Origin of the sequence: Cellulomonas sp. FA1 (genome assembly GCF_000986825.1) — a bacterium.
Taxonomy (GTDB): Bacteria; Actinomycetota; Actinomycetes; order Actinomycetales; family Cellulomonadaceae; genus Cellulomonas; species Cellulomonas iranensis.
This window is the reverse complement of the sequence record NZ_LBMY01000001.1, coordinates 1491473-1505979: the sequence shown is the minus strand read 5'-3', so window position 1 is coordinate 1505979 and position 14507 is coordinate 1491473. Positions and strand designations below refer to the sequence as shown.

Genomic DNA, 14507 nt, shown 5'->3' with positions numbered 1-14507 from the left:
CCCGCCGCGGGGCCTCCCGCGTCACGCGTCCGCCGTCGCCGCGCGTGCGAGCTCGAGGTCCAGGCCCTCGCGGCGGATCCGCACGTCGACGTAGAGCAGCGCGACCACGGCCGCCATGAACGTGGTCGACAGCGTCATGCCGACGATCTGGCCGAGCGCGGTGACCAGCACCAGGACCGCCTGCGAGCCCGTCGCCGCGGACACCAGGCCCGCCACGACGCCCGCCGGCAGCACGAACAGGTACATGAGGACGGACACCAGGACGCTCGCCAGCAGGTAGATGCCGAGCAGGCGCCAGAAGGACCCCCGCGTGAGCCGCCACGCGCGCGCGACGGTCGGCCAGAAGCGGCGGCCCTCGAGCATGAGGGCGGGCGGCACCAGCAGCGTGCGGGCCGTCACCCAGACCGTCCCGACGGCGAGCGCGAGACCGCCCACGAGCGTGAGGAGCACGGCACCGCCGGGGGTGCCGGCGGCGGCGAGGCCCACGACCCCGCCGATCCACAGCCCGACCGCGACGACCGACGCGAGCAGCTGCAGCAGCCCGAAGCCGACGACCAGCCACACGCGCCGCGAGCGGGTCACCTCGCGCAGCGCGACCCGCTGCCCGATCACCGAGCGGCTGACCGACACGATGAGCAGACCCGTCAGGACCGAGGTCACCGGGACCAGCAGGGGGGCCGTCAGCGCGGCGCCGGTGTTGGTCGAGAGCATCTCGGACAGCGCCGCGGACTCCGCGGGCGTCACGCCGTCCATCCGGAACGCGTCGCCGATCGCGCCGCTCAGCAGGCCGGTCACGTACAGCTGCACGACGGTCTGGATCGCGACGGCCACCGTCACGACGACCGCCGAGAGCCCGAACATCACCGACGGGTTCGCGCGTACCGCACGCACCGCGCCGTCGAGGATCTCGCCGAGGCCCAGGGGGCGCAGCGGGACGATGCCGGGCTGCAGCGAGGGTGCGCGCCACCCCGGGGCCCCCGCGCCGCCCGGTGCACCGCCCTGCCAGCCGGGACCGGCCGGGGGCGGCGCCGCGCCCCAGGCGGGCGGCGTCGGTGCGGCGCCCCACCCGCTCGCGGGCGGCGGGGGCGCACCCCACGCGCCGGCGGCCCCGGGCGCCGGCCCCCACGCGGGCGCGCCCGGTGCGACGGGGGCGCCGCCCGGCGGTGCGGCGGGCGGGGGTGACGCCGGACCGTGGCTCGACGCACCGGCGGGGCTCGCCCAGGGCGCCGGCGGCGGGGCGTCGTCCTGCGGTGCGGTCATGCGTCCGGCTCCTCGGGTGTCCGTGTCGGCCGCGCGGCGGTGCGCCGCTGCTGGTCGGGGCCCATCGTGCCACGCGGCACCCCCGCGACGACCGGTGCGCGGCGCCGCGGCGGGCACGGCGTCCGCGCGGTCCCGGCGGCGGCGCCCGCACCGCGGTCCGCGTCACCCGGGTGCGCGCCGCGGGGCGCCCCGGGAAGTGCCGTGACGATGAGAGGATCATCACCATGAAGGGACGCGTCCTGGTGGTCGACGACGACACCGCTCTGGCCGAGATGATCGGGATCGTGCTGCGCTCCGAGGGGTTCGACCCCGTCTTCTGCGAGGACGGGGACGAGGCGCTCGGCGTCTTCCGGCAGTCGCAGCCGGACCTCGTGCTGCTCGACCTCATGCTGCCCGGCAAGGACGGCAACGAGGTGTGCCGGCTCATCCGGGCCGAGTCGGGCGTGCCGATCGTCATGCTCACGGCCAAGAGCGACACGGTCGACGTCGTGCTGGGCCTCGAGTCGGGCGCCGACGACTACATCTCCAAGCCGTTCAAGCCCAAGGAGCTCGTGGCGCGCGTGCGCGCCCGGCTGCGGCGCAGCGACGAGCCGGCGCCCGAGCACCTCGCGATCGGCGACCTGTCGATCGACGTCCCGGGCCACCGCGTCGAGCGTGCGGGGCGCCCCATCGCGCTCACGCCGCTCGAGTTCGACCTCCTGGTCGCGCTCGCGCGCAAGCCCTGGCAGGTCTTCACGCGCGAGGTCCTGCTGGAGAAGGTCTGGGGCTACCGGCACGCGGCCGACACGCGGCTCGTGAACGTCCACGTGCAGCGCCTGCGCTCGAAGATCGAGACCGACCCCGAGCGTCCCGAGATCGTGGTGACGGTGCGTGGCGTCGGCTACAAGGCGGGCGTCGGCGGCGCGTGAGCGCGTCCCCGGCCACGGTCGAGCGCACGCCGCGCCGCGGTGCGTGGCGCCGGCTCGGCCGCGCACGCGCGGGGCGTCGTCTGCGCGCCCTGGCGGGCCGCTGGCGCTCGTCGCTCCAGCTGCGCGTGCTCGTCTCGACGCTCGGGCTGGGCCTCGTCGCGCTCGCGCTGATCGGCGTCTACGTCGGCGACCGCATGAGCGCGGGACTCTTCGAGGCGCGCCGCGACCAGGTGCTCGCCGAGAGCGCGCGCAGCACGCAGCAGGCGCAGGACTCGCTCGCGGCGTCCACCGCGAGCACGCCCGGGGACGTCGCGATCCTGCTCGAGGACGTGACGAACGCGCAGCGCGCCGGCGGGTCGGGCGACCGTGACGTGTTCCTGCTGCGCGCGCCGGGCCAGGCGGGGTTCGGCGTCGGCGCGACGGCGAGCGACCTCACGCTCGTCGACCTCGTCAGCCGTGAGCTCAAGCAGGCGACCGCGGGCGACGGCCAGCAGTGGCAGTCCGTCGCGATCCCCGTGGGCGACCGCGTCGAGCCGGGGATCGTCGTCGGGCAGGACGTCGAGGTGCCCACCGCGGGCACGTACCAGATGTTCTTCCTGTACTCGTTGCAGGCCGAGCAGGACCGGCTCGACTTCCTGCTGCGCACGCTCGGGTTCGCGGCCGCCGCGCTGGTCGTGCTGCTCGGCGGCATGACGTGGCTCGTGACGCGCCGCACCGTGCACCCCGTGCGCCGCGCCGCGCACGTCGCCGAGCGCCTCGCGGACGGGCACCTGTCGGAGCGCATGGCCGTGCACGGGCAGGACGAGATGGCGACGCTGGCGCGGTCGTTCAACGAGATGGCGGGCAGCCTGCAGGACCAGATCCACCGCATGGAGGAGCTCTCGACGCTGCAGCGCCGCTTCGTGTCCGACGTGTCGCACGAGCTGCGCACGCCGCTCACGACCATCCGCATGGCGGGCGAGGTCATCCACGGTGCGCGCGACGAGTTCGACCCCGCCGTCAAGCGCTCCGCCGAGCTGCTGGCCACGCAGCTCGACCGCTTCGAGGACCTGCTCGCCGACCTCCTGGAGATCAGCCGCTTCGACGCGGGCGCCGCCGTCCTCGACGCCGAGGGCCGCGACCTGCGGGACATCGTGATGCAGGCCGTCGACAACGCCGTGCCGCTCGCCGCGCGCCGCGGGTCCTGGCTGCAGGTCGAGCTGCCCGACCAGCGCGCCGACGCCGACGTCGACCCGCGCCGCGTCGAGCGCGTCCTGCGCAACCTGCTCGTCAACGGCATCGAGCACGCCGACGGCTCGGCGGTCGAGGTGCGCGTGGGCGTCGACCCGACGGCCGTCGCGGTGACCGTGCGCGACCACGGCGTCGGCATGACCGCGGACGAGGCGCTGCACGTCTTCGACCGCTTCTGGCGCGCCGACCCCGCGCGGGCGCGCACGACCGGCGGCACGGGGCTCGGCCTGGCGATCTCGCTCGAGGACGCGCACCTGCACGGCGGCACGCTCGAGGCGTGGGGGCGGCCGGGGCGCGGTGCCTGCTTCCGTCTCACGCTGCCCCGACGCGCCGGCATCCGGCTCTCGGGCTCGCCGCTGCCCCTCGTCCCCGACCCCGACGCCCCGGTCGCCGACGCCGCCCCGCTGCGCAGCACGGACCCGGCGGCGCTGCCCGAGCTGCCGCCCATGACGGGGGAGATCGCGATCGTGAGCAACGCGTCGGACCCGGCGCGCACCGACGTGCGCCTCGACGACACGGCCGACGTGCCGGCCCACGGACGGAGGCAGCCGTGAGCCGGGTCCGGGGCGCGGCGCCGGCCGTCGTGCTGGTCGTCGGCGTGCTCGTCGGGTGCGCGGCGATCCCCACGTCGGGGCCCGTGACCGAGGGCGACGGCGTGGTGCGCGAGCAGGAGGGGGTCGTCGTGCTGGCGCAGGGCCCGCAGGCGGACGCCGACCCGGCGGCCATCGTCGAGGGCTTCCTGCTCGCGAGCGACGCCGAGGTCACGGGCGACTTCGAGGTCACGCGGCAGTTCCTCGCGGCGGACGAGCGCACCGAGTGGGACCCGGGCGCGTCGACCGTCGTCGCGAGCCGCACCAAGGTCGAGCAGACCGGGGAGGCGCAGGTCACGGTGTCCGTGGACGTGTCCGCACGGCTCGACGCCGACGGGCGGTACGCCGAGGCGCCCGCCGACGCGCGCGAGACCCTGCGCTACGAGCTCGTGCAGGACGCGCGCGGGCACTGGCGGATCGCGCACGCACCCGACGGCGTCGTGGTGACCGCGCGGCGGTTCGAGCAGCAGTTCCGCGCCACCTCGCTGTACTTCCTGTCGCCGGACGAGAAGATGCTCGTCCCCGAGGTCCGATGGTTCCGCGACCGCAACGTCCCGACCGCCGTGGTCCGGGCGCTGCTCGCCGGCCCGTCGCCGTGGCTGCGGGACGCGGTCACGACCGCGGTGCCCGCGGGCGCCGAGCTCAAGCCCGAGGCGGTCACGCTCGAGCAGGGCGGGGTCGCCGAGCTGACGCTCGAGCCCGCGCAGGCCGTGCAGGACGCCGACCGTGGCCTGCTGCTGGCGCAGCTCGAGGCGTCGCTCCGCGCGCTCGGCATCACGACGGTCCACGTGCAGGCCGGCGCGACGGGGCGCCGCTCGAGGGCCGTGCCGCCGACCTGGTGACGCCCGACCCGGGGGAGCTCGAGCTGCTCGTCGACGGCCGTACGCTCGCGCTCGTCGACGGCGTCGCCGCTCCCGTGGACGGCGTGGGGGCCGTGGCCGGTGCGGCGCCGCGCGCGATCGCGCGGTCGGCGGACGGGTCCGTGCGGGTCGCGCTCGCCGACGCGAGCACGCTCGTCGCCCTGCCGGTCGGGGCCGCCGCGCAGCGGACGCTGCTGACGGGAGCGGGGCTCGCGGCACCGTCGGTCGACCGGTTCGGCTGGGTGTGGACCGCGCGCGTCTCGGCGCCGGGGCGCGTCGACACCGTGCGGCTCGACGGGACGACCACCGAGGTGGCGGCCGAGTGGCTGCTCGGGCGCACGGTGCGCGCGGTGCGCGTGTCGCGCGACGCCTCGCGCGTGGCGATCGTCTCGGACGGTCCCGACGGGACCACGCTCGACGTCGCGGGCGTCGTGCGGGACGACGACGGCGCGCCGGTCGCGATCGGCCCGGCGCTGCGCGTCGGGGCGCCGCTCACACCGACCGGCCCGGTCGTGTGGGTCGACGACGTGACGCTCGCGGTGCTCGCCGACGGCGACGCCGGCGCGGCCCCGTACCTCGTGACGGTCGCGGGACGCAGCTCGTCGTTGCCGGCGGTCGCCGACGCGGTCGCGCTCGCGGCGGACCGGGGCGAGCGCACGCTGTACGTCGTGACCGCGGAGGGGGAGCTGCTGCGCCACCAGGGCGGCACGTGGGTCGCGGTCCCGGGCGTGACGGGCGACCTCGACGTGACCGGGGTCGCGTTCCCCGGCTGACGTGCGGCCGGACCCGTGCCGAGCCGTCCACGGCCCCGGGACCCCCGGCGTCGGGCCCCGACGACGGGGGTTCCGGGGTCGTCGACCGTCGTCGGCGCGGGAGGCTGCCGGTGTGCACGACGAACCCCGGCGGACGCGCCGCGACCCCGCCCGGGAGCCCGCGTCGAGGGCCACGGGCTGCGTGGCGCTCGCGGTCGCGGTCGCGCGCGACCTCGTGCGGCTCGTGGTGCCCGTCGCGTGCGCCGGTTGCGGGCTCGCCGACGTGCCGTGGTGCGACGCGTGCGCCGCGCACCTGCACGGTCCGCCGGTCCGCCGCGACCACGGCGCGGGGCGGCTCGACCTGCTCGAGGGGCGGACCCTGCTGCCGGTGCTCGCGCCCGCGGCGTTCGCCGGGCCGGTCCGGCACGCGGTGACCGCGTGGAAGGACGGCGGACGCGCCGACCTCGACCGTCCGTTCGCGGCGGCGCTGCGCCGGACCGGTCGGCACCTCGGCGGTGCGGCGGACCGCGGCGCGTCGGACCCGTCGGTGCCGTCGGCGTCGCGCCCGTCGGGCCGCCGGGCGCCGGCGTCGCAGGCCGGTGCCCGGCGGGTGGCGGGTGCCGTGCTCGTCGTCGCGGTGCCGTCGTCCGCCGCGGCGCGCCGGCGCCGCGGCCGGGCCCCCGTGGACGTGCTCGCGGGTGCCGTCGCCGCGGGGCTGCGCGACGTCGGCGTCGAGGCGCGCCGCGCCGCGCCCCTCGTGCGGGCAGCAGGCCCCGACCTCGCCGGCCTCGGGGCGCGGGCGCGCGGCGCGGCGCTCGTCGGGCGCGTCCGCGTGCGCCGGGCGAGGGCGGTCCGGGGGCGGGAGGTCGTGCTGGTCGACGACGTCCTGACCACGGGTGCGACCCTCGCCGCGTGCCACGCCGCGCTCGTCGCCGCCGGCGCCCGCGTGCGGGCCGCGTGCACGCTCGCCGCGACGCCGTCGCCGGACGACCCGGCGGCCGCGAGGGTCCCCCGGACGGCCGTGGCGCATGTGCGTTCCGGTGCCCGCTCGGGATAGCGTGGGGTCCTGGGAACGACGCCGCGAGGCGCCCGCCGCAGCAGTCGAGCGGTGGTGCGTGCGCGCGGAGGAGGTGATGCCGCCCGTGCCCCCGTCGTGGGGCCGCAGACGTACTCGTCCGGGCGGGCGGCGCCCGCCCCCGACCTCTCAGGAGGCCCACATGGAGATCGTGGTTGCAGGCCGGCACACCGAGGTGACGACGCGGTACCGCGAGCACCTCGCGAACAAGCTCGCCAAGATCGAGCAGCTGGCCCCCCGCGCGCAGCGCGTCGACGTGCTCGTCTCGCACGAGGCGAGCCACAAGCAGTCGGGCAGCAGCGAGAAGGTCGAGCTCACGGTGATCGACAAGGGGCCCGTGATCCGGGCGGAGGCGTGCGCGGACGACGCGTACGCGGCCCTGGACATCGCGATGGGGCGCCTGCTCGAGCGCCTGCGGCGCGCGCGCGACCGGCGCAAGGACCACCGCAACCACACTCCGCTGACGCCCGTCGACGTGCGTCCGCCGAGCCCCCCGCAGGAGGAGGCGGACGCCGCACCCGAGCCCGGGCCGGACGGCGTCGTCGAGACGCCGCTCGGCGACTCGCCCGTGCTGATCCGCGAGAAGGTCCACCGGGCCGAGCCGATGACGGTCGACGACGCGCTGTACGAGATGGAGCTCGTCGGGCACGACTTCTTCCTGTTCGTCGACGCCGAGACCGCGCAGCCGTCGGTGGCCTACCGCCGTCGCGGCTGGAGCTACGGGGTGATCAAGCTCGACGTGCCGGTCGCCACGACGCAGGCCGCCGCGGGCTGACGCCGGCGACGCCGCCGACGTGCGGGGACGGTCGTCGACCGTCCCCGCACGTGCGCCCGGTCCGGTGTCGGTGGTGCCCGGCAGGATCGGCGCATGACCCGCGTGCCACCGACCGAGCGGCTCACGCCCGCGCAGGCCCGCCGGGCCGTGCTGCGCGCGTCGGGGCTGCACCGCCGCCGCCCCGAGCGCCCGACGCCCGCCGGCACGCGCGCGCTCCAGCAGGTCGTCGACCGGCTGGGGCTGCTGCAGATCGACTCGGTCAACGTGCTCGCGCGCGCGCACCTGATGCCGGTCTACGCGCGGGTCGGCGCGTGGGACGTCGCGGCGCTCGACCGCGCGACGTCGCGCCCGCCGCGCCGGCTGGTCGAGACGTGGGCGCACGAGGCGTCGTTCGTGGCGGCCGCGACGTTCCGGGACCTGGCGTTCAAGCACGCCGCGAACCGTGCGCGCGTCGAGCGCCGCGGCGACGCCCTGCACGGCGTCCCCATCGCAGACGCGCCCGAGGTCGCGCGCGTCCGCGCGGTGATCGACGAGCGCGGGCCCCTGACCGCGCGCGAGGTGCAGGCCGTGCTCGGCGGCGACGGCCGCCGCGCGCAGGCGTGGGGCTGGGCGTGGACCGACGCCAAGCGCGCCCTCGAGCACCTGTTCCTCGTCGGCGAGCTCACCAGCGCCGGACGCAACGCGCAGTTCGAGCGGCGCTACGACCGTCCCGACCGCGTGCTCCCGCCCGACGTGCTCGCGGCGCCCCCGGTCGACGAGCCCACCGCGCGCCGACGGCTGGTCGAGCAGGCGGCGCGCGCGCACGGCGTCGCGAGCGTGCGCTGCCTCGCGGACCACTGGCGCACGGCGCTCGCCCCGACGCGCGCGGTGGTCGCCGAGCTCGTCGACGACGGCACGCTCGTCCCGGTCGAGGTGGCGGGCTGGCGCGGGCCGCTGTACCGCCACCGCGACGCGACGGTGCCGCGACGTGCGCAGGGCCGCACGCTGCTGAGCCCGTTCGACCCCCTCGTCTGGGAGCGCACGCGCACCGAGTCGCTGTTCGGCCTGCGGTACCGCATCGAGATCTACACGCCGGCGCACGCGCGTGTGTGGGGCTACTACGTGCTGCCGTTCCTGCTGGGGGACCGGCTCGTCGCGCTCGTCGATCTCAAGGCCGACCGGCGTGACGGCGTGCTGCGCGTCCACGCCGCCCACCGTGCGCCCGGCCCGGCGGGCGACGTGGCCGCCGGTGCGCCCGCCGACGGCGAGGTCGCGCACGAGCTCGCCGCCGAGCTGTGGTCCGTCGCGCGGTGGCTCGGGCTCGACGACGTGCGCACGGGCCCGGACGCGGCGGGCGACCTCGTCGCACCCCTCGCCGGCGCGCTCCGGCCGACCGCGCCCTGAGGGACGCTCACGCAGGTCGCGCGGCTCGCCTACGATGGTCGGGCCCCGGCCGAGCGGTCGGGTGACATGCGCCGCCCCGATGCCGCGAGCGGACGGGCGCCAACGACGTCGGGAGAGTTGCGTGACGGCGATCCTCGAGAAGGTCCTCCGGCTGGGCGAGGGGCGGATCCTCAAGAAGCTGTCCGGCATCGCCGCCCAGGTCAACGCGCTGGAGGACAGCTTCCTGTCGCTGTCCGACGCCGAGCTGCGCGAGGAGACCGACCGGTTCCGCGCCCGGCTCGCCGACGGCGAGAAGCTCGACGACCTGCTGCCCGAGGCGTTCGCCGCGGTGCGCGAGGCGTCGCGCCGCACGCTCGGGCAGCGGCACTTCGACGTCCAGCTCATGGGCGGCGCCGCGCTGCACCTCGGCAACATCGCCGAGATGAAGACCGGTGAGGGCAAGACCCTCGTCGCGACCGCGCCCGCCTACCTCAACGCGCTGACCGGCAAGGGCGTGCACGTCGTCACGGTCAACGACTACCTCGCCGGCTACCAGGCCGACCTCATGGGGCGGGTCTACCGCTTCCTCGGGCTGACGACCGGCACGATCCTGTCGAACCTCACGCCGGCGCAGCGCCGCGAGCAGTACGCCGCGGACATCACGTACGGCACGAACAACGAGTTCGGCTTCGACTACCTGCGCGACAACATGGCGTGGAGCGTCGACGACCTCGTGCAGCGCGGCCACCACTTCGCGATCGTCGACGAGGTCGACTCGATCCTCATCGACGAGGCCCGCACGCCGCTCATCATCTCGGGCCCGGCGTCGGGCGACGCGAACCGCTGGTACGGCGAGTTCGCCAAGGTCGTGCGCCGCCTCGAGCGCGAGCGCGACTACGAGGTCGACGAGAAGAAGCGCACGGTCGGCGTGCTCGAGCCGGGCATCGCGCGCGTCGAGGACTACCTCGGCATCGACAACCTCTACGAGTCGCTCAACACGCCGCTCATCGGGTTCCTCAACAACGCGATCAAGGCCAAGGAGCTGTTCCGCCGCGACAAGGACTACGTCGTCCTCAACGGCGAGGTGCTCATCGTCGACGAGCACACGGGCCGCATCCTGCCCGGCCGTCGCTACAACGAGGGCATGCACCAGGCCATCGAGGCGAAGGAGGGCGTCGCCATCAAGGCCGAGAACCAGACGCTCGCCACGATCACGCTGCAGAACTACTTCCGCCTCTACAGCAAGCTCGGCGGCATGACCGGTACCGCCGAGACCGAGGCGGCCGAGTTCCAGGGCACCTACAAGCTGGGCGTCGTCCCGATCCCCACCAACCGGGACATGGTCCGCATCGACCAGAAGGACCTCGTCTACAAGAGCGAGGAGGGCAAGTTCGACGCGGTCGTCGCCGACATCGTCGAGCGGCACGCCAAGGGCCAGCCCGTCCTCGTCGGCACGACGAGCGTCGAGAAGTCCGAGCTGCTGTCCGCCAAGCTCAAGAAGCAGGGCGTGCCGCACGAGGTCCTCAACGCCAAGCAGCACGCGCGGGAGGCCGCGATCGTCGCGCAGGCCGGGCGCAAGGGCGCCGTCACGGTCGCCACGAACATGGCCGGTCGAGGCACCGACATCATGCTCGGCGGCAACGCCGAGTTCACCGCGATCGCGGAGATGGCCGAGCGCGGTCTCGACCCCGCCGAGAACGCGGAGGAGTACGAGGCCGCGTGGCCCGAGGTGCTCGAGAAGGCGAAGGCGTCGGTCGCGGCCGAGCACGAGGAGGTCACCGAGCTCGGCGGCCTGTACGTGCTGGGCACCGAGCGCCACGAGTCGCGCCGCATCGACAACCAGCTGCGCGGACGCTCGGGCCGTCAGGGCGACCCCGGCGAGTCGCGGTTCTACCTGTCGATGCAGGACGACCTCATGCGCCTGTTCAACTCCGGGCTGGCCGAGTCGATGATGACGCGCGCGGGCTTCCCCGAGGACATGCCGCTCGAGTCGAAGATCGTGACGCGGGGCATCCAGTCCGCGCAGTCGCAGGTCGAGGCGCGCAACTTCGAGATCCGCAAGAACGTCCTCAAGTACGACGACGTCATGTCCCGCCAGCGTGAGGTCATCTACGACCAGCGGCGGCGCGTGCTCGAGGGGGAGGACCTGCAGGAGCAGGTCGCGCACTTCCGCACCGACGTGCTGACGGACTACGTGCAGCTCGCGACCGCCGAGGGGCGCCCCGAGGACTGGGACCTCGAGGCGCTGTGGACGTCGCTGCGGGGCGTGTTCCCGATCACGATCACGCCCGAGGAGGTCGTCGAGCAGGCCGGCGGCGAGACGCGCCTGTCGTCCGAGCTCATCCTGCGTGAGGTGCTCTCGGACGCGGAGCACGCGTACGCCGAGCGCGAGGCCCAGCTGGGCGAGGCGAACATGCGCCAGCTCGAGCGGCGCGTCGTGCTGTCGGTCCTCGACCGCAAGTGGCGCGAGCACCTCTACGAGATGGACTACCTCAAGGAGGGCATCGGGCTGCGGGCGATGGCGCAGCGCGACCCGCTGGTCGAGTACCAGCGCGAGGGCTTCCAGCTGTTCAACGCGATGACCGACGCCATCAAGGAGGAGTCGGTCCAGTACCTCTACAACCTCGAGGTGCAGGTCCAGGAGCCCACGGACGCCGCGACGCCGGGTGCGCCGGTCGTCAGCGCCGACTCGGCCGCGCTCGCGGCGGGTTCTGCGGGTGCCGCGGCGGCCGCGCAGCGGCCCGCCCCGGCGGACGCGGGCGAGGGGCGACTGGTCGCCAAGGGGCTCGACGGCCCGGCCGAGCGGACGCCGCTGCAGTACACGGCCCCGTCGGCCGACGGTGACGGCGCGGTCGTCACGAGCGGCGAGGACGGCGCCCCGGCCCGCAGCGCCGCCTCGGGCGACGGCAACCGCGCGGACCGCCGCAAGAAGGCCAAGGGCCAGCGCAAGCGCTGACCACGTGACGACGCCCGCCGCGGGGAGACCCGCGGCGGGCGTCGTCGTGCTCGGGCGGGTCAGCCGATGTCGAGCGTCGTGACGCGCCACGTCCCGCGGTGCGCCTCGATCCGCAGCGCCACGGCGCGGACGCGGACGCCGTCGTCGACCACGAGGCACGCCTCGGCCGCGTGCGGGTCGACCGCGCACACGCGCACCCGGCGAGCCGCCGGCTGGCGCGCGTGGGTCAGCACGCCGGTGCGGCGCACGAGGTCGGCGCGCCGCTGCAGCGAGTCCAGCACGCCCGGCGCGACCCATCGCGCGAGCTGGGCCGCCGGGCGCCGCCCGAGCGCCGCCTCCACGCACGCGATGCCCACCCCGTGCGCGAACCGCCGCGGGTCGGTCGTGGGAGGCGCGCCCCTGTCGTCCTCGTCGACCACCAGCGAGCGGTCCACGACCGAGAGCCGCCGGACGCGCTCGGTCAGGGTCGGCGGCGGCTCAGCCTGCGGTGCCGCACGCACGGCGGCGGGCTCGGGCGCCGGGACCAGGCGCAGGCGGGGTCGAGACCCGTGGGCGGCGCCGGGTGCGTCGGGCGGCGGTCCTGCCCGGTGGGCGACGGTCACGTCCGGGGCGGGCGCGACCGGGTGCGCGGCCCGCGCGGTGTCCCGTGCGGCGAAGACGGCCTCGAGCGGCGTCGGGAGGTCGTCGTGCGAGAGCTCGCTCATCGGGCGGCCCCCTCGAGCGGGCCGGGGGCGCGCAGCACCTGGCCGGGACGGACGACGTCGGGGTCCGGCCCGATCGTGGCCTCGTTGGCGCGGTACCAGCGCGGCCACTCCGCGGCGATCTGCGCGTCCGTGGCGCCGGGCCCGAGCTGACGTGCCGCGACGGCCCAGAGGCTGTCACCGACGGCCACGACGACCGTCCCCTCCGTGTCGTGCTCGAAGGTCGTGAGGGTCGTCGGGTCTCCGGGCGAGGCGCCGGACGGCCCGTCCGACGCCTCCGTGGCGCTGGGCGCCGCGTCACGCGCGCTCCCGGTCACGGCGGCCGGTGCGTCGGCGCGAACCTCGTCGGCGTCGTCGTGCGTGGCGGTGCGGCCGTGCGCGGGGGACGCGTCGTCGGCGTCCGCGGGCTCCGCGGGCGCCGGAGGGGACGGCGTGCGCCCCTGCGTGGCGTCGTGGGTCCGTGACGGCGCACCGACGGGGCCCGGTGCGTCCGTGGGTGCCCACCCCAGGTCGACGACGGTCGTGACGGCGGCGGCCGGGGGAGCGGCGTCGGTGGTCGCGTGCGCGCCGGTGGCGGCTCCGAGCCCGACGCCCGCGGCCACGGCGAGCGCGAGCGAACGGCGCACGAGCCCGGGCGCCCAGCGCTGCACCACGCGCTCGCCGGAGGCCCAGACGCCACCCGTCGCCCGCGCGAGCGCGCAGACGGCGGCGGTCAGCGCGGAGGCCCCCACCCACGCCGCGGCAGCCGCCCCGGCCGTCACCACGCCCGGACCCACGAACGACTCGACCCGCCACAGGCGCGTGCTCGTGACCTGGTCGAGCGACCACCACGCGAGGAGCAGCGCGACGGCGAGCGCGGCCGCCCCCGTCAGCAGGAGGGTCGTCGCCGCGACGACCGGACGGCGGGCGCCCGATCGGGTGGGTGTCGTCGTCGTCTCCACGTGGCATCTCCCCTGATGATGTCGTTTGATGTCGTTTGATGAAGCGGGATGCCGTTAGGTGTAGTCCATGCGGGGGGATATGTCCAGTAAGGTCCGGCGCGTGACGAGCGACCACCCGGTGCGGCAGCCCCTCCCAGGTCGCTGGGAGCAGCTGTTCGCCGACCTCGAGGCGCAGCTCGCGGCCGGCCGCGAGCAGGACGCCCGCTGGGACGTCGCCGAGCTCACGCGTGCCGAGCGGTCACGGGTCCGGCTGGTCGACCGCCTGCGCGCCTCGGTGGGGAGCCGGGTGCGCGTCGTGACCGGGGGTGGTGACGCTGTCGACGGCCTCCTCGTCGAGGCCGCGGACGAGTGGCTGCTCGTCGACCTCGGGGTCGGGCGGCGCGCCGTCGTGCCCACGGCGGCCGTCCGCGTCGTCGAGGGCGTGGGTGCCCACGTCGCCCCGCCCGCGACGCGGGCCGCGTCAGCCCTGGGGCTCGGCCACGTGCTGCGGGCGCTGGCGCGCGACCGCGTCGTCGCGTCGGTCCGCACCGAGGCGGCCACCCTCGTCGGCCGGCTCGAGAGGGTCGGTGCGGACCACGTCGACGTCGCGCTCGAGGCGCCCGCCTCGCGCGTCGCCGTGGTGCCGTTCGGCGCGGTGCTGGCGGTCGTCTCGCGATGAGGCCGCACGGGCGCGCGGGCTCGACCGGCGGGACCGCGCGACGACGGCCCGGGGCGACGGCCTCCGAGCGCGCGAGCGGGTCAGACGGCGCCGTCGGAGGTCGCGCCGTGCGCGTTGCGTGCGCGCGTCTCGGCGTACATGCGCTCGATGTACCGCTCGAGCTCGGACGCCTCGACGCGCCACTGCATGCGGCCGCCGATCTGGATCGCGGGCAGCTCGCCCGACCGCACGAGCGCGTACGCCTGCGGCGCCGAGACGTTGAGGATCTCGGACACGTCGGCGAGCGTGAGGAACCGCGGTGCCATGGCGGCAGTCTCGCACGGGCACGCGCCGATCGGCAGTCGTCCACAGGCCTGGCCTCCGCACCCCCGGGCGCCGCGCCGACGCGCCACACTCGACCCTCATCCGCCGCTCCTCGCCGTCCGTGCCCGGGCGCCGA

Annotated in this window: 13 protein-coding genes; 9 read left to right on the top strand and 4 right to left on the bottom strand. The window is 76.2% G+C overall.

Going from position 1 to position 14507, the window contains the following annotated elements; genetic code table 11:
- Positions 1 to 21: 21 nt before the first annotated feature.
- Positions 22 to 1260: a hypothetical protein gene (locus GY42_RS06735; RefSeq protein WP_046528748.1), complete on the bottom strand. Its 1239-nt coding sequence runs from the start codon at positions 1258 to 1260 to the stop codon at positions 22 to 24.
- A gap of 224 nt (positions 1261 to 1484) precedes the next feature.
- Here GY42_RS06735 and mtrA point away from each other — a divergent pair, with 224 nt between their 5' ends.
- The 8 genes from mtrA to secA all read left to right on the top strand — a co-directional run bounded on the left by mtrA (position 1485) and on the right by secA (position 11768).
- Entirely contained in the window at positions 1485 to 2168 is a 684-nt protein-coding gene (mtrA, locus tag GY42_RS06730) for an MtrAB system response regulator MtrA (RefSeq protein ID WP_046528747.1), read from the top strand.
- Positions 2165 to 3952, top strand: a complete 1788-nt coding sequence (gene mtrB, locus GY42_RS06725) for an MtrAB system histidine kinase MtrB (RefSeq protein WP_082131390.1) — start codon at positions 2165 to 2167, stop codon at positions 3950 to 3952. Before mtrA ends, mtrB begins: the two co-directional genes overlap by 4 nt.
- A complete protein-coding gene (locus tag GY42_RS19350) occupies positions 3949 to 4830 on the top strand; it encodes a GerMN domain-containing protein (RefSeq protein ID WP_052748247.1) in 882 nt (293 codons plus the stop codon). The genes mtrB and GY42_RS19350 overlap by 4 nt, the downstream gene beginning before the upstream one ends.
- The gene (locus tag GY42_RS06715) at positions 4827 to 5621 is read left to right on the top strand and encodes an LpqB family beta-propeller domain-containing protein (protein WP_046528746.1); all 795 of its coding nucleotides are present in this window, start codon (positions 4827 to 4829) and stop codon (positions 5619 to 5621) included. The genes GY42_RS19350 and GY42_RS06715 overlap by 4 nt, the downstream gene beginning before the upstream one ends.
- A 112-nt stretch (positions 5622 to 5733) precedes the next feature.
- Positions 5734 to 6657: a ComF family protein gene (locus GY42_RS06710; RefSeq protein ID WP_236686733.1), complete on the top strand. Its 924-nt coding sequence runs from the start codon at positions 5734 to 5736 to the stop codon at positions 6655 to 6657.
- Positions 6658 to 6817: 160 nt separating this feature from the next.
- Positions 6818 to 7450 carry a ribosome hibernation-promoting factor, HPF/YfiA family gene (hpf, locus tag GY42_RS06705; protein WP_046528745.1) on the top strand — a complete coding sequence of 211 codons (633 nt, stop codon included), beginning with the start codon at positions 6818 to 6820 and terminating at the stop codon, positions 7448 to 7450.
- Between the two features lie 93 nt (positions 7451 to 7543).
- A complete protein-coding gene (locus GY42_RS06700; protein ID WP_046528744.1) occupies positions 7544 to 8833 on the top strand; it encodes a winged helix-turn-helix domain-containing protein in 1290 nt (429 codons plus the stop codon).
- Positions 8834 to 8954: 121 nt separating this feature from the next.
- Positions 8955 to 11768 carry a preprotein translocase subunit SecA gene (gene secA, locus GY42_RS06695; protein WP_046528743.1) on the top strand — a complete coding sequence of 938 codons (2814 nt, stop codon included), beginning with the start codon at positions 8955 to 8957 and terminating at the stop codon, positions 11766 to 11768.
- A gap of 59 nt (positions 11769 to 11827) precedes the next feature.
- On the opposite strand, the gene GY42_RS18125 is transcribed toward secA, so the two are convergent.
- The gene (locus GY42_RS18125; RefSeq protein WP_052748246.1) at positions 11828 to 12472 is read right to left on the bottom strand and encodes an Rv3235 family protein; all 645 of its coding nucleotides are present in this window, start codon (positions 12470 to 12472) and stop codon (positions 11828 to 11830) included.
- Entirely contained in the window at positions 12469 to 13410 is a 942-nt protein-coding gene (locus GY42_RS06685) for a LysM peptidoglycan-binding domain-containing protein (protein WP_046528742.1), read from the bottom strand. The genes GY42_RS18125 and GY42_RS06685 overlap by 4 nt, the downstream gene beginning before the upstream one ends.
- A gap of 100 nt (positions 13411 to 13510) precedes the next feature.
- Between GY42_RS06685 and GY42_RS06680 the strand changes: the two genes are divergently transcribed.
- On the top strand, positions 13511 to 14068 hold the full coding sequence (locus GY42_RS06680; RefSeq protein ID WP_226239141.1) for a hypothetical protein: 558 nt from the start codon (positions 13511 to 13513) through the stop codon (positions 14066 to 14068).
- An 80-nt stretch (positions 14069 to 14148) separates the two neighbouring features.
- Here GY42_RS06680 and GY42_RS06675 read toward each other — a convergent pair whose 3' ends face one another.
- On the bottom strand, positions 14149 to 14373 hold the full coding sequence (locus GY42_RS06675; RefSeq protein ID WP_046528740.1) for a helix-turn-helix domain-containing protein: 225 nt from the start codon (positions 14371 to 14373) through the stop codon (positions 14149 to 14151).
- Positions 14374 to 14507: the final 134 nt, after the last annotated feature.